This window comes from Streptomyces sp. NPDC091412 (assembly GCF_044756885.1).
Taxonomy (GTDB): domain Bacteria; phylum Actinomycetota; class Actinomycetes; order Streptomycetales; family Streptomycetaceae; genus Streptomyces.
Genome location: NZ_JBIVTV010000024.1, coordinates 37,032 through 58,152, shown reverse-complemented (window position 1 = coordinate 58,152; position 21,121 = coordinate 37,032). Strand labels below are relative to the sequence as shown.

At 71.8% G+C, this 21,121-nt stretch carries 18 protein-coding genes; 11 read left to right on the top strand and 7 right to left on the bottom strand.

All coding sequences use genetic code 11. From position 1 onward, the window contains the following. Positions 1-84 precede the first annotated feature (84 nt). Positions 85-930 (bottom strand): glutamate ABC transporter substrate-binding protein, encoded by an 846-nt coding sequence (locus ACIQMV_RS34750; RefSeq protein ID WP_141357697.1) that lies wholly within the window; start codon positions 928-930, stop codon positions 85-87. A 99-nt stretch (positions 931-1,029) separates the two neighbouring features. Then, positions 1,030-1,806, bottom strand: a complete 777-nt coding sequence (locus ACIQMV_RS34745; RefSeq protein WP_141357695.1) for an amino acid ABC transporter ATP-binding protein — start codon at positions 1,804-1,806, stop codon at positions 1,030-1,032. Between the two features lie 284 nt (positions 1,807-2,090). Between ACIQMV_RS34745 and ACIQMV_RS34740 the strand changes: the two genes are divergently transcribed. Both ACIQMV_RS34740 and ACIQMV_RS34735 read left to right on the top strand, forming a co-directional pair. Then, positions 2,091-2,777, top strand: a complete 687-nt coding sequence (locus ACIQMV_RS34740; RefSeq protein WP_402597154.1) for a response regulator transcription factor — start codon at positions 2,091-2,093, stop codon at positions 2,775-2,777. A 9-nt stretch (positions 2,778-2,786) separates the two neighbouring features. Beyond that, positions 2,787-4,202, top strand: coding sequence for a sensor histidine kinase (locus tag ACIQMV_RS34735; protein ID WP_402597153.1), 1,416 nt, complete (start codon positions 2,787-2,789; stop codon positions 4,200-4,202). Here ACIQMV_RS34735 and ACIQMV_RS34730 read toward each other — a convergent pair. Then, positions 4,192-5,190 (bottom strand): TAXI family TRAP transporter solute-binding subunit, encoded by a 999-nt coding sequence (locus tag ACIQMV_RS34730; protein WP_402597152.1) that lies wholly within the window; start codon positions 5,188-5,190, stop codon positions 4,192-4,194. The two genes, ACIQMV_RS34735 and ACIQMV_RS34730, sit on opposite strands and share 11 nt — an antisense overlap. A 95-nt stretch (positions 5,191-5,285) precedes the next feature. On the opposite strand from ACIQMV_RS34730, the gene ACIQMV_RS34725 reads away from it, so the two are divergent. Beyond that, a complete protein-coding gene (locus ACIQMV_RS34725; protein ID WP_141357687.1) occupies positions 5,286-5,690 on the top strand; it encodes a MazG nucleotide pyrophosphohydrolase domain-containing protein in 405 nt (134 codons plus the stop codon). On the opposite strand, the gene ACIQMV_RS34720 is transcribed toward ACIQMV_RS34725, so the two are convergent. Then, complete coding sequence (locus tag ACIQMV_RS34720) at positions 5,627-6,901, bottom strand: glycosyltransferase family 87 protein (protein ID WP_253266043.1); 1,275 nt, start codon at positions 6,899-6,901, stop codon at positions 5,627-5,629. The genes ACIQMV_RS34725 and ACIQMV_RS34720 overlap by 64 nt on opposite strands. 179 nt (positions 6,902-7,080) lie before the next feature. Between ACIQMV_RS34720 and miaB the strand changes: the two genes are divergently transcribed. Together miaB and ACIQMV_RS34710 are read left to right on the top strand one after the other, a co-directional pair. After that, positions 7,081-8,610: a tRNA (N6-isopentenyl adenosine(37)-C2)-methylthiotransferase MiaB gene (miaB, locus tag ACIQMV_RS34715; RefSeq protein ID WP_402597151.1), complete on the top strand. Its 1,530-nt coding sequence runs from the start codon at positions 7,081-7,083 to the stop codon at positions 8,608-8,610. A gap of 58 nt (positions 8,611-8,668) precedes the next feature. Then, positions 8,669-9,382, top strand: a complete 714-nt coding sequence (locus ACIQMV_RS34710) for a class III extradiol dioxygenase subunit B-like domain-containing protein (protein ID WP_401772667.1) — start codon at positions 8,669-8,671, stop codon at positions 9,380-9,382. Positions 9,383-9,449: 67 nt separating this feature from the next. On the opposite strand, the gene ACIQMV_RS34705 is transcribed toward ACIQMV_RS34710, so the two are convergent. Further along, positions 9,450-9,776 carry an antitoxin gene (locus tag ACIQMV_RS34705; protein ID WP_402597150.1) on the bottom strand — a complete coding sequence of 109 codons (327 nt, stop codon included), beginning with the start codon at positions 9,774-9,776 and terminating at the stop codon, positions 9,450-9,452. A 187-nt stretch (positions 9,777-9,963) separates the two neighbouring features. On the opposite strand from ACIQMV_RS34705, the gene miaA reads away from it, so the two are divergent. The 6 genes from miaA (at position 9,964) to hflX (ending at position 18,390) form a co-directional block, all read left to right on the top strand. Continuing rightward, positions 9,964-10,902 carry a tRNA (adenosine(37)-N6)-dimethylallyltransferase MiaA gene (gene miaA, locus ACIQMV_RS34700; protein ID WP_141357677.1) on the top strand — a complete coding sequence of 313 codons (939 nt, stop codon included), beginning with the start codon at positions 9,964-9,966 and terminating at the stop codon, positions 10,900-10,902. A gap of 108 nt (positions 10,903-11,010) precedes the next feature. Then, positions 11,011-11,508 carry a hypothetical protein gene (locus tag ACIQMV_RS34695; RefSeq protein ID WP_141366182.1) on the top strand — a complete coding sequence of 166 codons (498 nt, stop codon included), beginning with the start codon at positions 11,011-11,013 and terminating at the stop codon, positions 11,506-11,508. Between the two features lie 195 nt (positions 11,509-11,703). After that, positions 11,704-12,573, top strand: a complete 870-nt coding sequence (gene dapF, locus ACIQMV_RS34690; RefSeq protein WP_402597149.1) for a diaminopimelate epimerase — start codon at positions 11,704-11,706, stop codon at positions 12,571-12,573. Positions 12,574-12,871: 298 nt separating this feature from the next. Then, positions 12,872-15,097: a RelA/SpoT family protein gene (locus ACIQMV_RS34685; RefSeq protein ID WP_402597148.1), complete on the top strand. Its 2,226-nt coding sequence runs from the start codon at positions 12,872-12,874 to the stop codon at positions 15,095-15,097. Positions 15,098-15,209: 112 nt separating this feature from the next. Further along, entirely contained in the window at positions 15,210-16,688 is a 1,479-nt protein-coding gene (locus ACIQMV_RS34680) for a M1 family metallopeptidase (protein WP_402597147.1), read from the top strand. 190 nt (positions 16,689-16,878) lie between these two features. After that, the gene (hflX, locus tag ACIQMV_RS34675) at positions 16,879-18,390 is read left to right on the top strand and encodes a GTPase HflX (RefSeq protein ID WP_402597146.1); all 1,512 of its coding nucleotides are present in this window, start codon (positions 16,879-16,881) and stop codon (positions 18,388-18,390) included. 70 nt (positions 18,391-18,460) lie between these two features. On the opposite strand, the gene ACIQMV_RS34670 is transcribed toward hflX, so the two are convergent. Then, positions 18,461-19,678: a trypsin-like serine peptidase gene (locus ACIQMV_RS34670; RefSeq protein ID WP_402597145.1), complete on the bottom strand. Its 1,218-nt coding sequence runs from the start codon at positions 19,676-19,678 to the stop codon at positions 18,461-18,463. A gap of 203 nt (positions 19,679-19,881) precedes the next feature. Continuing rightward, positions 19,882-21,120: a trypsin-like serine peptidase gene (locus ACIQMV_RS34665; RefSeq protein WP_402597144.1), complete on the bottom strand. Its 1,239-nt coding sequence runs from the start codon at positions 21,118-21,120 to the stop codon at positions 19,882-19,884. Position 21,121 lies beyond the last annotated feature (1 nt).

Below are 21,121 nucleotides of genomic sequence, written 5' to 3'. Positions count from 1 at the left end.
GCCGCCGCCGTGAGCGCGGCGGGCGGCGGCGCGCCCAGGGAACCCTGCGAGGCCTGCGGACCCCTGCTTACCGGACGAACCGGGTCACTTGACGATGTCGCCGATCTTCGGGGCGGGCTCGTTGTTGTAGTTCGCCGGGCCGAGGTTCTTCTTGATCGCGGAATCCCACGAACCGTCGCCGACCATCTTCTCCAGCGCGGAGTTGATCTTGTCCACGGTCGCGGTGTCGCCCTTCTTGACACCGATGCCGTAGTTCTCGTTGCTCAGCTTGAGCCCGGCGAGCTTGAACTGGCCCTTGTACTTGTCCTGGGAGGCGAAGCCCGCGAGGATCGAGTCGTCGGTGGTCAGCGCGTCGACGGCACCGCTCTGCAGGCCGGCGACGCACTCCGAGTAGCCGCCGTACTCACGCAGGTTGGCCTTCGGGGCGATCGACTTCTGCACGTTCTGCGCCGAGGTGGAGCCGGTCACGGAACACAGCTTCCGCTTCTTGTCGTTGAGGTCCGTGCCCTTGGAGATGTCCGAGTCCGCCTTGACCAGCAGGTCCTGGTGGGCCAGCAGGTACGGTCCGGCGAAGTCGACCTTCTGCTTGCGCTCGTCGTTGATCGAGTACGTGGCCACGATGAACTTCACGTCGCCGCGGGCCAGCGCGTTCTCACGGTCGGCGCTCTTGGTCTCGACCCACTCGATCTGGTCGGGCTTGTAGCCGAGTTCCTTGGCCACGTAGGTGGCCACGTCCACGTCGAAACCGGAGAACGAGCCGTCGGGCTGCTTCAGACCGAGGCCGGGCTGGTCGAACTTGATGCCGACCTTGATCTTGCCGCCACCGCCCGACGATCCCTCGTCCTTCTTGTCGTTCGAGCCGCACGCCGTCGCCGAGAGGGCGAGGGCGAGGACGACGGCCGAGGCGGCGGTGGCCTTGCGGAGCTTCATGTGAACTTCCTTCGGTGTTGAGGAGATGCGGAGCCGTCGGGACGGCGACGGCACGATCACGGGCCGGCGGCGCACGGCGTCACCGGCGGGGCCGTCGCGTCAGTGGTGCAGGATCTTCGAAAGGAAGTCCCTGGCCCGGTCGCTGCGCGGGTTGCTGAAGAACTGGTCGGGCGCAGCCTGTTCGATGATCCGGCCGTCGGCCATGAAGACCACCCGGTTTGCAGCCGATCGGGCGAAGCCCATCTCGTGGGTGACGACGACCATCGTCATGCCGTCCCGGGCGAGTTGCTGCATGACCTCCAGCACCTCGTTGATCATCTCCGGGTCGAGCGCGGAGGTCGGCTCGTCGAACAGCATGACCTTCGGGTCCATGGCCAGCGCCCGCGCGATGGCCACGCGCTGCTGCTGGCCACCGGAGAGCTGCGCGGGGTACTTGTCGGCCTGCGCGCCCACTCCGACCCGGTCGAGCAGTTCGCGGGCCCGCTCCTCGGCCTTCTTCCTGTCCGTGCGGCGGACCTTGACCTGGCCGAGCATCACGTTCTCGAGCACGGTCTTGTGCGCGAAGAGGTTGAAGGACTGGAAGACCATGCCGACGTCGGCGCGCAGCCGGGCCAGCTCCCTGCCCTCCTGGGGCAGTGGCTTGCCGTCGATCGTGATGGTGCCCGAATCGATGGTCTCCAGGCGGTTGATGGTGCGGCACAGGGTGGACTTCCCGGACCCGGAGGGCCCGATGACCACGACGACCTCGCCGCGGGTGATCGTCAACTCGATGTCCTGGAGTACGTGCAACGCGCCGAAGTGCTTGTTGACGCTCTTCAGGACGACCAGATCGGCGGTCGAGGCCACGTCTTCCTTGGCCATCGATACTTCGGTCATCGCTTTCAGGCTCCGTCCTCCTCGGTTTCGGGGGACAGTAACGACCTGTGCGACCTGCGTCATTACATCTGAGGGAGATCTGAGCATCACGATCCGGTAGCGGGCGCACACATGTCGTAGCGTGACCGGCCGGGGCACGTACCGGCTGGATAACGACACACGGTGCGCAACCGGAACCCTCTTGACGCCGTCCTCGTCCATCGGCGTCACTTCCATGGTGCACGCGCGCGTGCACCACGTTTACACGCCGTGACCGTATGACACATGAACCGGAGGGGGCCGGAATGCGACTGCTCCTCGTCGAGGACGACAACCACGTTGCCGCCGCCCTGTCCGCGGTCCTGGCGCGGCACGGGTACGACGTCACGCACGCCCGCAGCGGCGAGGAGGCCCTCCAGGCGCTCGTCCCCGAGAGCGCCTCCTTCGGCGTGGTCCTGCTCGACCTGGGCCTGCCCGACCAGGACGGCTATGAGGTCTGCGCCAGGATCCGCAAGCGCACCAGCATCCCCGTGATCATGGTCACCGCCCGCTCCGACGTCCGCTCCCGCATCCACGGCCTGAACCTCGGCGCCGACGACTACGTGGTGAAGCCCTACGACACCGGCGAACTGCTCGCCCGTATCCACGCCGTCAGCCGCCGCACCGCCCACGAGGACGCGAACGCCGGCGGCGAGAGCACGCTGCGCCTGGGCGCCGTGCACATCGAACTGCCCACCCGGCAGGTCAGCGTGGACGGCGCGGTCGTCCAGCTCACCCGCAAGGAGTTCGACCTGCTCGCGCTGCTCGCCCAGCGCCCCGGAGTGGTCTTCCGGCGGGAGCAGATCATCAGCGAGGTGTGGCAGACCAGTTGGGAGGGCACCGGACGGACCCTGGAGGTGCACGTCGCCTCCCTGCGCTCCAAGCTGCGCACACCGGCGCTCATCGAGACCGTACGCGGCGTCGGTTACCGCCTCGTCGCCCCGGCCGCCTAGCGGGGACGGGTGAGTTCACGTCTGCTGCCGCTGCTCATCGTCCTGATGGCGGCCGTCCTGCTCGCCCTCGGCGTCCCACTCGCCGTCAGCGTCGCCGGAGCCGAGCAGCAGAAGGCGGTCGTGGACCGCATCGACGACGCCGCGCGTTTCGCCGCCCTGGCCCAGTTCGTCACCGACGGGACCAGCGGTCCCCGACGTACGGTCCCGGACGAGCGGTTGGAGACCCTCCGCCGCGAACTCGGGAGCTACCACGGGGTCTACGGCATCCGGGCCGGCGTCTTCTACCGGACCGGCATCCCGATGGCCAACGCCCCGGCCGACTGGTCGCTGCCCGCGTTCGGCGAGGTCCGCGACGCCTTCGACGAGGCACTGCTGAGCCGGCGCAGCCACGACCCGGAACAGGTCTGGCCCTGGCAGCGCCACCGGCTCGTCGTCGCCTCCCCCGTGATCCGGGACGGTGACGTCGTCGCGGTCGTCGTCACCGACTCGCCGACCGGGCAGATGCGTTCGCGGACCGTGAACGGCTGGCTGCTCATCGGCACCGGCGAGATCGCCGCGATGCTGCTCGCCGTCGGCGCGGCGCTGCGGCTGACCGGATGGGTGCTCAGGCCCGTGCGGATCCTCGACGCCACCACCCACGACATCGCCACAGGGCGGCTGAAGTCCCGGGTGGCGGCCGCCGGCGGTCCGCCCGAACTGCGGCGGCTCGCCCGGTCGTTCAACGAGATGGCGGACAACGTCGAGGACGTGCTGGAACAGCAGCGCGCCTTCGTCGCCGACGCCTCGCACCAGTTGCGCAATCCGCTCTCCGCGCTGCTGCTGCGCATCGAACTGCTCGCGCTCGAACTGCCCGAGGACAACGAGGAGATCGCCTCCGTGCGCACCGAGGGCAAACGCCTCGCCCAGGTCCTGGACGACCTGCTCGACCTGGCGCTCGCCGAGCACGCGGAACCGGATCTGAAGCTCATCGACATCGGGGAGCTGGCCGCCGAGCGGGTGGCGGCCTGGGCGCCGGCCGCCGAGGCCAAGGGGGTGCGGCTGGTCGGCGACTGCCCGGCCACCACGGGCTGGGCCGACCCCGTGGCACTGTCGTCCGCGCTGGACGCGGTGATCGACAACGCGGTGAAGTTCACGCCGGGCGGCGAGCGCGTGGAGGTGACGGTCTCCTTCGACCGCGACACGTCGACGATCGTGGTCGCCGACCACGGACCCGGCCTGACCGACGAGGAGATCGCCCGCGTCGGCGACCGCTTCTGGCGCAGTGGACGCCACCAGAACATCAACGGCTCCGGCCTCGGCCTGTCCATCTCCCGCGCGCTGCTCGCGGCGGGCGGCGGCTCGATCTCCTACGTCCGGCACCGGGAGGAGGAGCCGCGCGGACTGCGGGTGACGGTGGCCGTGCCGAGGTCGGTGCCTACGGCTTGACCGAACGGTAGTAGCGCCGCGCGCCCTCGTGCAGGGCCAGCGGGTCGGTGTAGATCGCGGTGCGCAGGTCGACCAGCTGGGCGGAATGGACGTGGGCGCCGATGCCGTCCCGGCTCTTGATGACGGTGCGGGTCACCCACTCCGTCAGCCTCGGGTCCATGTCCTTGCGCGTCATCAGCACGTTGGACACGGCGATCGTCGGGACGGTCTGGCCCTTCTGGATCGACGGGTACGCCGACTCCGGCATGTTGGTGGCGCGGTAGTAGCGTGTGGCGCCGCCCTCGGCGTGCAGCCTGGCCACCAGCTCGGCCTCGATCGGCACGAAACGGAACGCGAACTTCTCGGCCAGCCGCCGCAGACCGTCCGTCGGCAGCCCGCCCGACCAGAAGAACGCGTCGAGCTCGCCCCGCCGCAGCCGGTCCGGAGCGGTGCCGATGCCGTCGCCCATCGGGCGGATGTCCGTCTCCGGGTCGATCCCGGCCGTCCTGAGCACCCGCTCGGCTATCAGCCGGACACCGGACTCCGGCGGCCCGACCGACACCCGCTTGCCGCGCAGGTCCGACACGGAGCGGATGTGCGAGTCGCTGGGGACGACGAGCTGCACGTAGTCGTCGTAGAGGCGGGCCACACCGCGCAGCCCCGCGGCGCCCGGGCCGTGGTTCACCTCGTACGTCTCCACCGCGTCCGCCGCGGCGATGGTGAAGTCGGCCCGGCCGGTCGCCACCCGCGCGACGTTCTCCTGCGAGCCGTCGCTGGTCAGCAGCCGCACCTTCAGATCCGGCATGTCCTTGGCGAACGCGGTGCGCAGCCGCACGCCGTACTCCTGGTAGACCCCGCGCAGGGTCCCCGTGCTGAAGGTGATCGTCCCGCTCGGCGGGGCTTCGCCCAGGGGCAGCAGCCACCACAGCAGCAGCCCGAGGACCACGACCCCGGCGGCCGTGCCCTGGAGGCCACGACGTCGTCCGATGCGGGGGAACGGCTTTGGCATGCGCGCGATCCTGCCAGCGGGACGGCGTGCTGACCAGGGGCGGGCGGCCCGGCGGGCGGCCGGTGCCGTCCCGGCCGGCGGCTAACCTCGCGGGTATGAGTTCCTCGCCCGCCGATCTGGTCCGTGAGTTCCACCGTGCCTTCGGGCTCGACGCCCGCCCCACGCCCACCCGGGTGCCGCCGGAGCTCGCCGCGCACCGCGGGGAACTGCTCGCGGAGGAGGCGGCCGAGGTCGCGGAGGTCTCGGTCGGCGGCCCTCTCGACCGGCTCGCGCACGAGTTGGCGGACGTCGTGTACGTGGCGTACGGCACCGCCCTGGTGCACGGCATCGACCTCGACGAGGTGATCGCCGAGATCCACCGCGCCAACATGACCAAGCTCGGCCCGGACGGCCGGGTCGCCCGCCGCGCCGACGGCAAGGTGCTCAAGGGAGAGCACTACGTGGCGCCCGACGTGTCGGCCGTGCTGCGCCGGCAGGGCTGGGTCCCCGACGGCGCCTGACGCGGGCTGCCTACGTCCGAGCCGGCGGGCCACCGCGGTGAGGACCGGGCGCACCGCACGGCGAGCACCAGCGCGAGCGCGGACAGCGTGGCCGCGTCCTTGAACGCCCTGCGGGTCGAGGCGTCCAGGTACGGGAAGGTGAACTGGGGCACCTGCGGGACGAGCGCGACCCAGAACCACGGCGAACGCGTCACCGAGTCCGCCTCCAGCGCCCCGGCGACCAGCAGCGGCACCACGGCGACCAGGTAGTGGTCGTAGGACGGCCGGGACACCAGGTAGGAGGCCAGCATCAGCAGCGCGGCCGTGTCCGCGAGCCGTGCCGGACCGGGATCGGCGCGCAGCCAGCGCAGCCGGGCGCAGAGCACACCGGCCGCCGCCGCGGCCAGGGCCACGGCCTCGGCCGGGACGGGCGGCAGCCCCAGCCGCGGCAGCACCGCCGGCAGGGAGGAGTCGAACGGCCGCATCAGACCGTCCCCGCCCTTGAGCAGGAAGGGCAGGGTGCGGGTGAAGAAGCCGCCCGGGTCCGGCATGATCAGGGCCGCGCCCAGCGACAGGGCCAGGGGCACCGCCACCATCCAGGCCAGCGCCCGCCACCGCCGGGCCAGCACCAGCAGGACGACCACGGGCAGCAGCAGCGGCTTCACCGCCACCGAGAGGCCCAGGACCACCCCGGCCAGGTCCCAGCGGCCCCGGTCGGCCAGCAGCAGCGCCAGCGGCAACGCCAGGGCGCTGACCGCCGTCCAGTTCCCCAGGTTCACCAGGTGGCCGACGGGCGCCCAGCACAGGACCAGCCCCAGCAGTCCCAGCACCGCGAACCGGCTGCACGCCGGCACCCGGAACAGGCGCACCGCACACCACCAGCCGCCCGTGATCAGCACCACGCAGGCCAGCGGCGCGGCAACGCGCACCACGGCAACCGGCAGCGCGGCCTGACCGGCGGCGAACAGCACGGCACTCGGCAGGTACAGGAAGCGCCGGTCGGCGTACGGAGCGCCACCGCCCAGCCAGATCTGCCCGGCATGGACGACGAAGGCGTTGTCCATGCCTCCCCGGGCGAACACGACGGCCACGCGCGCGGCGCGGGCGAACAGGACGACGGCGAGGAGGGCGACCGGGACGGGTCCGGCCGGCCGCAGCAGCCATGCGCGCAGCACCGCGGTCGGGGGCACGTCCGGCGCGGGTGCCCGCAGGGCGTCACGAAGCTCCGTCACGCGTGTCATTTTGGGCCAGTTGACCCCATGCGGGAGGAAGCGGCCGGTCGTGTCGCCGTCACGAGGGCGCAAAGCCCTCCGCCGGGCCGTCGCCGCCCGGGATCCGCGCCGTGCCCGGCCTGGAAGGGCGTGACGCTCCGCCGTCCCGGGGCCGTCCGGGAACCACCTACCCTTGACGCATGACCAGCAGCAGCGACCGGAGCCCCGCAGTGGACGTTCAAGGACCCAAGAGCTACGAGATCCGCACCTACGGGTGCCAGATGAACGTCCACGACTCCGAGCGGCTGGCGGGCCTGCTCGAGGACGCCGGCTACGTGCGGGCGCCGGAAGGGGCGGACGGCGACGCGGACGTCGTCGTCTTCAACACCTGCGCCGTCCGGGAGAACGCCGACAACCGGCTGTACGGCAACCTGGGGCACCTCGCGCCGCAGAAGGCGAAGCGGCCCGGGATGCAGATCGCGGTCGGCGGCTGCCTGGCGCAGAAGGACCGGGACACCATCGTGAAGAGGGCGCCCTGGGTGGACGTCGTCTTCGGCACGCACAACATCGGCAAGCTGCCCGTCCTGCTGGAGCGCGCCCGCGTGCAGCAGGAGGCGCAGGTCGAGATCGCCGAGTCCCTGGAGGCGTTCCCCTCCACGCTGCCGACGCGGCGCGAGAGCGCGTACGCGGCCTGGGTCTCGATCTCCGTCGGCTGCAACAACACCTGCACGTTCTGCATCGTCCCCGCGCTGCGCGGCAAGGAGAAGGACCGCCGCCCCGGCGACATCCTCGCCGAGGTCGAGGCCCTGGTCGCCGAGGGCGTCTCCGAGATCACGCTGCTCGGCCAGAACGTCAACGCCTACGGTTCCGACATCGGGGACCGCGAGGCGTTCAGCAAGCTGCTGCGGGCCTGCGGGAACATCGACGGCCTGGAGCGGGTCCGTTTCACCTCGCCGCACCCGCGCGACTTCACCGACGACGTGATCGCCGCGATGGCCGAGACCCCGAACGTCATGCCGCAGCTGCACATGCCGCTCCAGTCCGGCTCCGACACGGTGCTGAAGGCGATGCGCCGCTCCTACCGGCAGGAGCGCTACCTCGGGATCATCGAGAAGGTCCGCGCCGCCATCCCGCACGCCGCGATCACCACCGACATCATCGTGGGCTTCCCCGGCGAGACCGAGGAGGACTTCGAGCAGACGCTGCACGTCGTGCGCGAGGCGCGCTTCGCGCAGGCGTTCACCTTCCAGTACTCCAAGCGTCCGGGCACCCCGGCCGCCGAGATGGAGAACCAGATCCCCAAGGAGGTCGTCCAGGCGCGCTACGAGCGGCTGGTCGCGCTCCAGGAGGAGATCTCCTGGGAGGAGAACAAGCAGCAGGTCGGCCGCACGCTGGAGCTCATGGTCGCCGAGGGCGAGGGCCGCAAGGACGGCGCCACCCACCGTCTCTCCGGCCGCGCCCCCGACAACCGCCTGGTCCACTTCACCAAGCCCGAGCAGGACGTGCGCCCCGGCGACGTGGTCACGGTCGAGATCACCTACGCCGCCCCGCACCACCTCCTCGCCGAGGGCCCGGTGCTCGACGTGCGGCGCACGCGCGCGGGTGACGCGTGGGAGAAGCGCAACGCCGCCGAGGCCGCCCAGCCGGCCGGTGTCATGCTCGGCCTGCCGAAGGTGGGGGTGCCCGAGCCGCTGCCGGCCGCCGCGAACAGCGGCTGCGGCTGCGACTGACCCGTCGGGCGAGCGGCCGCCCGACGACCGGCCGTCCGGCGGCGTTACCCTGCGGATCATGCTTGTCGCCGCCGCTGTCTGCCCCTGCCCGCCCCTCCTCGTACCCGAGCTCGCCGCGGGAGCCGCACCCGAGCTGGACTCCGCCCGGGCCGCCTGCACGGACGCGCTGGGCGTGCTCGCCGCCGCCCGGCCCGACCTGCTGGTGGTCGTCGGACCCGCCGAGGCCTCCGGGCACGGCGTTTTCCCGGAGGGCACCCGGGGCTCGTTCCGCGGCTTCGGCGTGGACCTGGAGGTACGGCTCGGCCGGGACACGGGCACCGGGGCCGGGGGCGAGCTGCCGCCCTCGCTCTCCGTCGCCGCCTGGCTGCTGGAGCGCACCGGCTGGTCCGACGCCCCGGTCGAGGGACTCGGTGTGGGGGAGTCGTCGGCACCCGAGCGGTGTGCGGCGGCCGGCCGGGACCTCGCCGCGCGGGCAGGCCGCGTGGCGCTGCTGGTGATGGGCGACGCCAGCGCGCGGCGCACGCTCAAGGCGCCGGGCTATCTCGACGAACGGGCCGAACCCTTCGACGCGGGCATCGCCCGCGCACTGGGGGAGGCCGACACGCCGGCTCTCCTGGCGCTCGGCCTGGAGCCGGCGCACGAACTGAAGGCCTCGGGCCGGGCCCCCTGGCAGGTGCTGGCCGGCGCGGCCGAGGGCGCCGGTCTCTCCGGCACGCTGCTCCACGACGACGCGCCGTACGGAGTGGGGTACCTGGTCGCGGCCTGGTCGTGAGCGAAACGCGGCGGACACGGCGGACGGCCGGGACGCATCGCGCCTCCCGGCCGTCCGCCGACGCCTCTCAGGACGTGGACGGCGGTCCCTCCGTCGGAGCGGAAGTGCCACCCGGCGCCGTGCCGGTGCCCTGGTCCGGGCTCGTGCCCGCCTCCGGCGCCGTACGTGTCTCCGGGCTCGTCCCGCCCTTGTGGGCGAGCCGGTCCATGGCGTCCTTGGCCTTGTCCGTACCCGCGTGGATCTTGTCGCTGTACTTGCCCTTGGTCTTCTCGTCGACCACCTTCGCGGCCTTGTCGAGACTCTGCCCGATCGAGCCCCCGTGGCGCTGGGCGAGGTCCGACACCTTCTCCTTCGCCGGGCCGATCCTGGCCTTCATGTTGTCCAGCAGACCCATGGTTCACCTTCCCTGACGGGGCGGATTCCTTCTCCCCGGCGGTCGAGTTCCCCTCCGGCCTCTCGACTACCGAAGGAGTCACGCAAAAACGCCCATACTCAGTCGATACCCTACTCGTCCTACCCCGTCACCCGCCGTCACACGACTCGTGCGAGGCACCTCCTGCGGGGTTTGGGAGACTGGTGCGGTGAGCAGCGCACCCCCCGCCCCCCGCGTCATCGCCGTCGTCGGCCCCACTGCGGCCGGAAAGTCCGATCTGGGCGTCTTTCTGGCCCAGCGCCTCGGCGGCGAGGTCGTCAACGCCGATTCCATGCAGCTCTACCGAGGGATGGACATCGGCACCGCGAAGCTGACGCCCGAGGAGCGCGGTGGCGTGCCGCACCACCTGCTCGACATCTGGGACGTGACGGTCACGGCCTCCGTCGCCGAGTACCAACGGCTCGCCCGGGAGCGGATCGACGCGCTGCTCGCCGAGGGGCGCTGGCCGGTCCTGGTCGGCGGCTCCGGTCTGTACGTCCGCGGGGCCGTGGACAACCTGGAGTTCCCCGGTACCGATCCCGAGGTGCGCGCCCGGCTGGAGGACGAGCTCACGCTGCGCGGCTCCGGCGCTCTGCACGCCCGCCTCGCCGCCGCCGACCCCGAGGCCGCGCGGGCGATCCTGCCCAGCAACGGCCGCCGGATCGTCCGGGCCCTCGAGGTGATCGAGATCACCGGCCGCCCCTTCACCGCGAACCTCCCGGGCCACGACTCGGTCTACGAGACCGTCCAGATCGGCGTCGACGTCGCCCGCCCCGAACTCGACGAACGCATCGCGCGCCGGGTCGACCGCATGTGGGAGGCGGGGCTCGTGGACGAGGTGCGCGCGCTGGAGGCGCGGGGCCTGCGCGAGGGGCGTACGGCATCGCGTGCGCTCGGCTACCAGCAGGTGCTCGCGGCGCTCGCGGGGGAGTGCACGCTCGACGAGGCGCGCGCGGAGACCGTACGTGCCACGAAACGCTTCGCGCGGCGTCAGGACTCGTGGTTCCGGCGGGACCCCCGTGTGCACTGGCTGAGCGGGGCTGCGGCGGATCTCACAGAACTTCCGCATCTCGCCCTGGCGTTGGTCGAACGACCGGTTACAGCCTGATCACGTCATGGCATCGGGACGCCCAGGCCGTCATCCAGGCCTCCGGCGCCGTGCCATCATCAAGCTCGGATCGACCGAGTGAAGTCCTAGTTGGGAGGGCGCGTGGCGATGGAGGCCGGCCCTCGCGACACCGCACAAGACACCGACCGCATCACCGTGGAGCGCGGCGGCGCGGAACCGGACGACGACTCGTTGAGCCCCGACGGGCCCGACGAGACGCAGGGCGGCGTGACCGCGGACGGACCCGGGCCCGAGGAGATGTTCGCCGGGCCCGAGGTGGAGGTCGAGCTGCGCCCGCAGCGGCGGCTGCGCCTCTGGCAGCTGGCCCCGATCGTGGGCCTGGCCGTCGTCGGCTCCCTGATGTTCGCCTTCCCACTGGCCTTCGACGGCGACAACGGCGCCGTGATCGCCATGCTGGGCCTGCTGATCTGCTCCTGCTCGGCGGGCTGGGGCATGATGGCCGCCCGTCGCGTCGGCCACACCTGGCCGGGCCTGCCGCCGCGCGGTTCCGGGCGGCGCCCGGACTGGCGGGTGATCGGCGCGTACGTCCTCGTCGTCGCCGTGGTCGTGGTCCTCGCCGTCTGGCGGGTCGCCCGGCTCCGCTAGTGCCGTGCCGGGCGTCGCGAGCCGGTGAACCTTTCCGGTCACAGCACTGGGCCGCGCACCGGGCCCCGGCTTCACCGGCAGCGCGCCCGGACCCCGGCTCCGCCAGGACCCGGGCACCGCGCTCACCGCGGACCGGCCCCTGCGGCCGCCGGACATGATCACCGGGTTGCCGGAGCGGCCCCGTACGATCGAGCCATGAGCACGCGCATCCCCTTCCTCAAGGGCCACGGCACGGAGAACGACTTCGTGATCGTCCCGGACCCGGAGAACGCCGTCGAGCTGTCCCCGGCGGCCGTCGCCGCCCTGTGCGACCGCCGCGCGGGCATCGGCGGGGACGGGGTGCTGCACGTCGTGCGCTCCGCCGCGCACCCCGAGGCCCGCGGCATGGCGGCCGAGGCGGAGTGGTTCATGGACTACCGCAACGCCGACGGCTCCGTCGCGGAGATGTGCGGCAACGGCGTGCGGGTGTTCGCGCGCTACCTCCAGCACGCCGGACACACGACGGAGGGCGACCTCGCGATCGCCACGCGCGGGGGCGTGAAGACGGTGCACATCGCCAAGGACGGTGACATCACCGTCGGCATGGGCCGGGCGAGGCTCCCCGAAGGGGACGTCACCGTGAGCGTCGGCGGGCGCAGTTGGCCCGCGCGCAACGTGAACATGGGCAACCCGCACGCGGTCGCCTTCGTCGACGACCTCGCCGACGCCGGCGATCTGCTCTCCCCGCCGCCCTTCGGCCCGGCCTCCGCCTACCCGGACGGCGTGAACGTCGAGTTCGTCGTCGACCGCGGTCCCCGCCACGTCGCCCTGCGCGTGCACGAACGCGGCTCGGGCGAGACCCGCTCGTGCGGCACGGGCGCGTGTGCCGTCGCCGTGGCGGCCGCCCGGCGCGACGGCGCCGACCCGACGGCCACCGGGACCCCGGCGACGTACACGGTGGACCTCCCCGGCGGAACGCTGGTGATCACCGAGCGGCCGGACGGCGAGATCGAGATGACCGGCCCCGCCGTGATCGTCGCCGAGGGCGAGATCGACGCGAAGTGGCTGGAAACAGCGGCCGGCTGATGGTCGGTCGGCTGGATATCGCAGCCCCGGCGGCCCATGGGGAGGTCATACGTATGCCCGGGGACGGGAGCGGGCGGCGAATCCACGGCTGACCGCCTGTCAGGTGACTCAATACCGTAAACCTCCTGGGCATCGCTCGAATGGGTGATCCGTTTCACGCTCGTCGAGAGACGGCCGGTCGGGCGTGCTGGGCTCGGTAGCATCAATCACCGGCCCGGACGGGGGATCCGTAGCCAACCCCTGTGCCGAGTACGCCCTGGGGCGCCCCGTCCGCCGGTCCACGCAGCCGGAGGTGCGCATGAGTGCGGATGCCACGAATCCTGCGGCCCCGGGCCCAGTGGTTCCCGTGGGGCCACGGCGCAGGGCCCGCCCGCGGATCGACCTGCGCCGGCTCGGCCGTGCCGCACTGCTCGGGACGACCGCCCGCGACCGGCTGCCGGACGCCATCGGCCACGTGGCCGAGGCCCATCGCGCGCACTTCCCGGAAACGGATCTCGAACCGCTGCGCCGCGCCTACGTCCTGGCCGAGTCCTCGCACCGCGGCCAGATGCGCAAGAGCGGCGAGCCCTACATCACGCATCCGCTCGCCGTGACCCTCATCCTGGCCGAACTCGGCGCCGAGACCACGACGTTGACCGCGTCCTTGCTGCACGACACCGTCGAGGACACCGACGTGACGCTGGACCAGGTCCGCGAGCAGTTCGGCGAGGAGGTCCGCTACCTCGTCGACGGCGTCACCAAGCTGGAGAAGGTCGACTACGGCGCGGCCGCCGAGCCCGAGACCTTCCGCAAGATGCTCGTCGCCACCGGCAACGACGTCCGCGTGATGTCGATCAAGCTCGCCGACCGGCTGCACAACATGCGCACCCTCGGCGTGATGCGCCCGGAGAAACAGGCCCGTATCGCGAAAGTGACCCGGGACGTCCTCATCCCGCTCGCCGAACGGCTCGGCGTGCAGGCGCTCAAGACCGAGCTGGAGGACCTCGTCTTCGCGATCCTGCACCCCGAGGAGTACGCGCACACGCGGGAGTTGATCGCGGAGAACGCGGGCCGCCCGGGCGACCCGCTCACCGAGGTCGCCGAGCAGGTGCGCGGGGTGCTGCGCGAGGCGGACGTTCCCGCCGAAGTGCTCGTCAGACCACGGCACTTCGTCTCCGTGCACCGGGTCTCGCGCAAACGCGGCCGGCTGCGCGGCTGCGACTTCGGGCGGCTGCTGGTGCTGGTGAACGAGGACGCCGACTGCTACGCCGTCCTCGGCGAGCTGCACACCTGCATGACGCCCGTCGTCTCGGAGTTCAAGGACTTCATCGCCGTACCCAAGTTCAACCTCTACCAGTCGCTGCACACCGCCGTGGCCCGCGAGGACGGACAGGTCGTCGAAGTCCTCATCCGCACCCACCAGATGCACAAGGTCGCCGAGGCAGGGGTCGTCGCACTCGGCAACCCCTACGCCCCTCCCGGGGAGGAGCACGCCGCGAGTGACGGCGAGCGCGCCGACCCCACCCGCCCCGGCTGGCTCTCCCGCCTCCTCGATTGGCAGCGGGCCGCACCGGACCCCGACACCTTCTGGTCCACCCTGCGCGAAGACCTCGCCCAGGACCGCGAGATCACCGTCTTCCGGCCCGACGGGGGCACCCTGGGCCTGCCCGAGGGCGCCACGTGCGTGGACGCCGCGTACGCCCAGTACGGCGAGGACGCGCACGCGTGCATCGGCGCCCGTGTCAACGGCCGTCTGGCGACGCTGAGCACCGTCCTGAAGGACGGCGACACCGTCCAGCTGCTGATGGGCCAGGACCCGGCTTCCGAGCCCTCCCGGGAATGGCTGGACCACGCCCACACCCCGGCCGCCCGCATCGCCATCCAACGCCGCCTGGCCACCCGTCAGTCGGCCGCGGACCGAGTCCAGGACGCCGGCGGGAACGCCGCACCGGCCGCGGGCAGCTCCGCGCGCGCCGACTCCGCCGCGGCTGCGCGGGCCGGTGCGGGCCCCGGCCCGTCGCCGGTTCCGGTGCCCGCCGGAGCGGTCCCGTCGGTCGGGCTCGACGTGCCGGGCGCCTTCGGGCCGGACACGGCGAGCGTCGTGGTCGTCGGCCGGCCCGACGCGGCCGCACGGCTCGCGGGCTGCTGCACGCCTGTGCCGCCCGACGAGATCACCGGCTTCGCCGTGCGTGGGGGAATGGTGACCGTGCACCGCGTGGAATGCGCCGCGGTCGCGCGGATGAGGAACGCGGGGCGCGCGGAGTTCGGCGTGCACTGGGGGGAGACCGCCGCGTGCCGTGTCACCCTGCTCGCGGAATCGTTCGGCCGCCCCCACCTGCTGGCCGACCTCACCGAGGCCATCGCCCTCGAGGGCGTCGAGATCGTCTCCGCGACCGTGGCCCCGCCGGCCCAGCAGCGTGTCCGCCACACGTACACCCTCCAACTCCCCGACGCGGCCGGGCTCCCGGCCCTGATGCGCGCGATGCGCAACGTCCCGGGCGTCTACGACGTGAGCCGCACCCAGCCCCAGCCACCAGGGGTATGAGCGGGAGGACTCCGCGCCTCCGCGGCCCTCGGCGTGCTCCCGTGGGGCTCTTTCGGGTGGGTTGGGCGCGCGTCGGCGCGGTGGGGAGGGTGGGCGCTGGTAGCGGTGGTCCATGCCGCTCAGCCTTGGATCACGTGTCCCGCGTCGCCTGAAGGCGACCCTCCTCGCGTCCGCCGTCTCCGTCTGTCTCGTCGCCGCGAGTGCTCCGGCCGAGCCGCTGGGAGTCGGTGACCGGCTCTTCCCGTACCTGGGCAACCCCGGGTACGACGTGTCGTCGTACGACCTGTCGTTCACCTATGCCGGAGACAACGGCAAGCCGCTCCAGGCCGTCACCACGATCGACGCGTGGGCCACCGAGGACCTGGAGCGCGTGAACCTCGACTTCGCGCACGGCACCGTCGACGCCGTGGAGGTCGACGGACTGCCGGCCGAGTTCACCACCGCGGGCGAGGATCTCGTGGTCACCCCGAAGATCCCGCTGCCGCGGGGCAGTTGGATGCGTGTCACCGTGCACCACACCAGCGATCCCGTGTCCAAGAAGGGACGCGACGGCGGCTGGGTCCGCACCACGGACGGTCTCGCCATGGCCAACCAGGCCGACGCCGCCCACCTGGTGTTCCCGTGCAACGACCACCCCTCCGACAAGGCGATGTTCACCTTCCACGTCACCGCGCCCGACGGGTACACGGCCGTCGCCAACGGCCTCCCGGCCGGCGTCACCCGGACCGGCGGGACGACGACCTGGACGTACCGCACCCGGCACCCCATGGCCACCGAACTGGCTCAGGTGTCCATCGGCCGCTCCACCGTGGTGCACCGCACCGGCCCGCACGGCCTGCCCCTGCGCGACGTCGTCCCCACCGAGGACCGCGAGGTGCTCGAACCCTGGCTGGCCAGGACCCCCGACCAGATCGCCTGGATGGAGAGCAAGGTCGGGACGTACCCCTTCGAGACGTACGGCGTGCTCATGGCCTCCGCCGCCACCGGCTTCGAACTCGAGACGCAGACCCTGTCCCTCTTCGAGAAGAAGCTGTTCACCGAACCCGCCTACCCCCGGTGGTACGTCGAGTCGATCATGGTGCACGAGCTGTCCCACCAGTGGTTCGGCGACAGCGTCAGCCCCCGCACCTGGTCCGACCTGTGGCTCAACGAGGGCCACGCCACCTGGTACGAGGCCCTGTACGCCGACGAGAAGGCGAAGAAGCCGCTGGAGACCCGTATGAAGGCCGCCTACGGCGCCTCGGACCGCTGGCGCGAGGCCGGCGGACCGCCCGCGCTGCCCAAGCCGCCGAAGCCCGGCAGGAAGATCGGGGTCTTCCGCGCGAACGTCTACGACGGCGCCGCGCTCGTCCTGTACGCGCTGCGCCAGGAGATCGGCAAGCCGGACTTCGAGCGACTGGAGCGCGCCTGGGTGCGGGCCCACCGGGACGGCACGGCCACCACGGCCGACTTCGAGCGCCTGGCCTCGGGCATCGCCGGACGTGACCTGAGCGGCTTCTTCCAGGCCTGGCTGTACGGCGAGAAGACCCCGCCGATGCCCGGCCACCCCGACTGGAAGCCCGCTCCGCCGCCGAAGACGGCGAAGAAGTGAGTGGACGTGAACGGACGTGGGGAACGCGAATGGAGGAACCCGGTGGTGGCACCCGGAGGAATATCGCAGTGACGAGACGGGCCGTACCGTGCGACCATCTTCAGACCGGCGCCGCACGGGGCCACGGGAATCTCCCGGGGCGCCCGTACGTTGTGACCGGTGACGGACTCTCCCACCACGTAAGGACCAAATGACCTCCTCTTCTTCCTCTTCCCAGTCGTTTGAGGCGTCCCAGGACAGCAAGCGCCTCGCGCACTCCTACCCCGAAGGTCTCCGGGCCGATGCCCTGATGGAAGAGGACGTCACCTGGAGCCACGAGTTCGACGGAGAGCGGGACGGCGATCAGTTCGACCGCTCCGAGCGGGCGGCGCTGCGCCGTGTCGCGGGTCTGTCCACCGAGCTCGAGGACGTCACCGAGGTCGAGTACCGCCAGCTCCGCCTGGAGCAAGTCGTGCTCGTCGGCGTATGGACCTCGGGGACCGCGCGGGACGCGGAGAACTCCCTGGCCGAGCTGGCCGCCCTCGCGGAGACCGCGGGCGCGGTCGTGCTCGACGGCGTCATCCAGCGCCGCGACAAGCCCGACGCGGCCACCTACATCGGCTCCGGCAAGGCGAACGAGCTGCGCGACATCGTCATGGAGACCGGCGCGGACACCGTCATCTGCGACGGTGAGCTCAGCCCGGGCCAGCTGATCCACCTCGAGGACGTCGTCAAGGTCAAGGTCATCGACCGTACGGCCCTGATCCTGGACATCTTCGCCCAGCACGCCAAGTCCCGAGAGGGCAAGGCGCAGGTCGCGCTCGCCCAGATGCAGTACATGCTGCCGAGGCTGCGCGGCTGGGGTCAGTCGCTGTCCCGGCAGATGGGCGGCGGCAGCGGCGGCGGCCTCGCCACACGCGGTCCCGGTGAGACCAAGATCGAGACGGACCGTCGCCGGATCCGCGAGAAGATGGCGAAGATGCGCCGGGAGATCGCGGAGATGAAGACCGGCCGCGAGATCAAGCGCCAGGAGCGGCGCCGCAACAAGGTGCCCTCCGTCGCCATCGCCGGCTACACCAACGCCGGCAAGTCCTCCCTGCTCAACCGGCTCACCGGCGCGGGTGTCCTGGTCGAGAACGCGCTGTTCGCGACCCTGGATCCGACCGTGCGCCGGGCCGAGACCCCGAGCGGGCGGCTCTACACCCTGGCGGACACCGTCGGCTTCGTCCGGCACCTGCCGCACCACCTGGTCGAGGCCTTCCGCTCCACCATGGAGGAGGTCGGCGACTCCGACCTGATCCTGCACGTGGTGGACGGCTCCCATCCCGACCCGGAGGAGCAACTGGCCGCGGTGCGCGAGGTGATCAGGGACGTCGGCGCCACCGACGTACCCGAGATCGTCGTGGTCAACAAGGCGGACGCGGCGGACCCGCTGGTGCTCCAGCGGCTGCTGCGGATCGAGAAGCGCTCGATCGTCGTCTCGGCCCGCTCCGGGCAGGGCATCACCGAGCTGCTCGCGCTGATCGACAGCGAGCTGCCCCGGCCGTCCGTCGAGATCGAGGCGCTGGTGCCGTACACCCACGGCAAGCTGATCGCCCGTGCCCACACCGAGGGCGAGGTGATCTCCGAGGAGCACACCGCGGAGGGCACCCTGCTCAAGGCCCGGGTGCACGAGGAGCTCGCGGCGGAACTGGCGCCGTACGTGCCCGCCCCCGCACTCTGACCCACAGCAGCACGGCCCGAGGGCCCGCCCCCTGTCGAAGGGGGCGGGCCCTCGGCGTCGCGTCACCGGCTCACCGGCCGCCGTAGGTCCTGCTCATGTTCTGGTACAGCGCCTCCGCGCCCCGCCCCAGCTGCGGACCCGCCAGCCAGGTGTGGTCCGCCGGGCCGATCGAGGTGTTGGACACCAGCTTCGTCCTGCCGTCCACCACGCGGAACCAGCCGCCGCCGGAGGAACCGCCGGTCATGGTGCAGCCGATGCGGTACATCGTCGGGAGCGACGGGCTGAGCGACAGCCGGCCCGGCCGGTCGACGCAGCGGAACATGTTCAGACCGTTGTACGGAGGCGCGGCCGGGTAGCCCCAGGCGCCCATCGTGGCGACCTGCGTCGTCGGCGGCGCGGAGAAGTCCACGTCCAGCGCCGCCCCGACGGTCTCCTCCAGCGACCGGGAACCGGACTCCGGCTTCACGTGCAGCACGGCGTAGTCGTACGCCGCGCCCGCGCCGCCCGTCTCCGCACCGCCCTGGATCCACTGGTGGGAGGTGGACGCCCAGTCCGCCCACCAGGCGCCGTACGGGGCGACCTCGGAGGCCTTCGCGTTGCTCAGCTGCGCCGCGGACTTGCCGAGGTCGTTGTAGGCCGGCACGAACGCGATGTTGCGGTACCAGCCGCCCTTCTTGCCTGCGTGCACGCAGTGGCCGGCGGTCCACACCAGGTTGGACTTGCCCGGGTGGTTGACGTCCTTGACGACCGTGCCCGAGCAGACCATCGAGCCCTGGGGCGAGTCGAAGAAGACCTTGCCGACCGGAGCGGCGTTCTCGTGGTACGGCGTCTTCTCCGCCCGCGCCCGGACCGGCTGCGGCGCCGGGTCGCTGACGCCCTGGTCTGCGGCGGCGTCCTGGGTGGAGACCGTCTTGTTCGCCTCCTGGGCGGACTTCATCCGCTCGGGCTGCCACAGGCCCTTGATCACCGGGTTGACGAAGTCCTTGGCCTCACTGAGCCACTTGTCCTTGTCCCAGTCCTTCCAGCCGCCGCGCTGCCACTTGTCGACATCGATCCCGTGCTCCTTGAGCTTGTCCGCGATGTCGGCCGGAATCCTGACCTTGCCGTCGCCGCTGCCGCCGTCCGCGGACTGCGAGGCGGCGGCGTCCGGTGTGCCGGCGGCGTCGGCCTTGCCCGATCCGTCGCAGGCGGTGGCGGTGAGCGCCAGGGCCGCGACGAGCCCGGTGGTGGCCAGGACGGAGCGCCGGCGCGCGCGCCGGGGCGTGGCGGAACCAGGTATGAACTGCATGGTGCGATGAACCCCCGTCGGTTGGTGTGAGATGCCGTGCGCCCGGACCGAGCGCCGTGCGCCCTTGGTGTCATGCGCTTGTCATCCGGGCGTTTCCCTGCGGAGCCGTCCGGAGCGGCACCCCACTATGCCCGGGGAGTCGAGTGCGAACGGCGGCGGGATGGTGAAGGTTCCCGTGAGACACCCCGCCGCCTTCGGCCTGCCTACTGTCCTGCGAACTTCCCGCTGACCGAGTCGTACACGCCCTTGGCGGCCGGGCCCAGCCGCGGACCCGCCAGCCAGCCGGCCGTCACCGGACCGATCGAGGTGTTGGAGACCAGAGCGGGCTTGCCGTCCGAGCCGGTCGCGACCCAGCCGCCGCCGGAGGAGCCGCCGGTCATGGTGCAGCCGATGCGGTACATCGTCGGGTCCGAGGCGTTCAGCGACAGCCGGCCCGGCTTGTCCTGGCACTGGTACAGCCGCTGTCCGTCGTACGGCGGCGCGGCCGGATAACCGGTCGCGGTCAGGCTCCGCACCTGCGGTACGGCCGGTGCGGCGAAGTCCACGGGCAGCGCCGCGCCGACGGTCTCCTCCAGCGACTTGCCGGCGCCGCCCTGCTCGGGCGTCACATGGATGACGGCGAAGTCGTGGGCGGCACCCTGCCCGCCGGTCGGACCGCCCTGCTCGATCCACTGCTCCGAGGTCTGCGCCCAGTCACCCCACCACACGCCGTACGGCGCGACCTCGTCCTTGCCGGCGTTCTCCAGCTCGGCGGTGCTGCGGCCCGCGTCGTTGTACGACGGCACGAAGGCGATGTTGCGGTACCAGCCGCCCTTCTTGCCTGCGTGCACGCAGTGGCCGGCCGTCCACACGAGGTTGGACTTGCCCGGGTGGGCCGGGTCCTGAACGACCGTCGCCGAACAGACCATCGTGCCCTCGGGGGAGTCGAAGAACACCTTCCCCGCCGTCGCCGCGTTCGCGTGGTACGTCGGCTGGACCGCAGCCGCCTTCACCGGGGCCGGGGTCGGGTCGGTGACACCCTGGTCGCCGGAGAGGTCGTTGTCGTCCACGCCCTTGTCCGGGTCCTTGGCGCGGCGCATCCGGTCGGGATCCCACAGGTCCTTGATGATCGGGTTGACGAAGTCCTTCGCCTCACGGAGCCAGTCGTCCTCGTTCCAGTCCTTCCAGGCGCCGTTCTTCCACTTGTCGATGTCGATCCCGTGTTCCTTGAGCTTCTTCCTGAGGTCGTCCGGGATCTTGATCTTTCCGTCGCCGGTTGCGCCCGTGTCGTCGGCGGTCGCAACGGCGGTGGGCCGGTTGTCGGCCTCGCTGTCGCCCGAGTCGCAGCCGGTGGCGAAGAGGGCGAGCACCGAGGCCAGGGCCACGGAGGTCAGCACGGGTGAGGTTGTGCGGCGGGCGCCCCCTCCTCGACGAGCGTTGAAGAACGGGCGTATGGGTCGCATG

Excerpts from the sequence above, each read along its gene's own strand:
- ACIQMV_RS34750 (WP_141357697.1), bottom strand. The coding sequence starts at position 930 with ATGAAGCTCCGCAAGGCCACCGCCGCCTCGGCCGTCGTCCTCGCCCTC.
- ACIQMV_RS34745 (WP_141357695.1), bottom strand. The coding sequence starts at position 1,806 with ATGACCGAAGTATCGATGGCCAAGGAAGACGTGGCCTCGACCGCCGAT.
- ACIQMV_RS34740 (WP_402597154.1), top strand. The coding sequence starts at position 2,091 with ATGCGACTGCTCCTCGTCGAGGACGACAACCACGTTGCCGCCGCCCTG.
- ACIQMV_RS34730 (WP_402597152.1), bottom strand. The coding sequence starts at position 5,190 with ATGCCAAAGCCGTTCCCCCGCATCGGACGACGTCGTGGCCTCCAGGGC.
- ACIQMV_RS34725 (WP_141357687.1), top strand. The coding sequence starts at position 5,286 with ATGAGTTCCTCGCCCGCCGATCTGGTCCGTGAGTTCCACCGTGCCTTC.
- miaB (WP_402597151.1), top strand. The coding sequence starts at position 7,081 with ATGACCAGCAGCAGCGACCGGAGCCCCGCAGTGGACGTTCAAGGACCC.
- ACIQMV_RS34710 (WP_401772667.1), top strand. The coding sequence starts at position 8,669 with ATGCTTGTCGCCGCCGCTGTCTGCCCCTGCCCGCCCCTCCTCGTACCC.
- ACIQMV_RS34705 (WP_402597150.1), bottom strand. The coding sequence starts at position 9,776 with ATGGGTCTGCTGGACAACATGAAGGCCAGGATCGGCCCGGCGAAGGAG.
- ACIQMV_RS34695 (WP_141366182.1), top strand. The coding sequence starts at position 11,011 with ATGGAGGCCGGCCCTCGCGACACCGCACAAGACACCGACCGCATCACC.
- dapF (WP_402597149.1), top strand. The coding sequence starts at position 11,704 with ATGAGCACGCGCATCCCCTTCCTCAAGGGCCACGGCACGGAGAACGAC.
- ACIQMV_RS34685 (WP_402597148.1), top strand. The coding sequence starts at position 12,872 with ATGAGTGCGGATGCCACGAATCCTGCGGCCCCGGGCCCAGTGGTTCCC.
- ACIQMV_RS34680 (WP_402597147.1), top strand. The coding sequence starts at position 15,210 with ATGCCGCTCAGCCTTGGATCACGTGTCCCGCGTCGCCTGAAGGCGACC.
- hflX (WP_402597146.1), top strand. The coding sequence starts at position 16,879 with ATGACCTCCTCTTCTTCCTCTTCCCAGTCGTTTGAGGCGTCCCAGGAC.
- ACIQMV_RS34670 (WP_402597145.1), bottom strand. The coding sequence starts at position 19,678 with ATGCAGTTCATACCTGGTTCCGCCACGCCCCGGCGCGCGCGCCGGCGC.
- ACIQMV_RS34665 (WP_402597144.1), bottom strand. The coding sequence starts at position 21,120 with ATGCGACCCATACGCCCGTTCTTCAACGCTCGTCGAGGAGGGGGCGCC.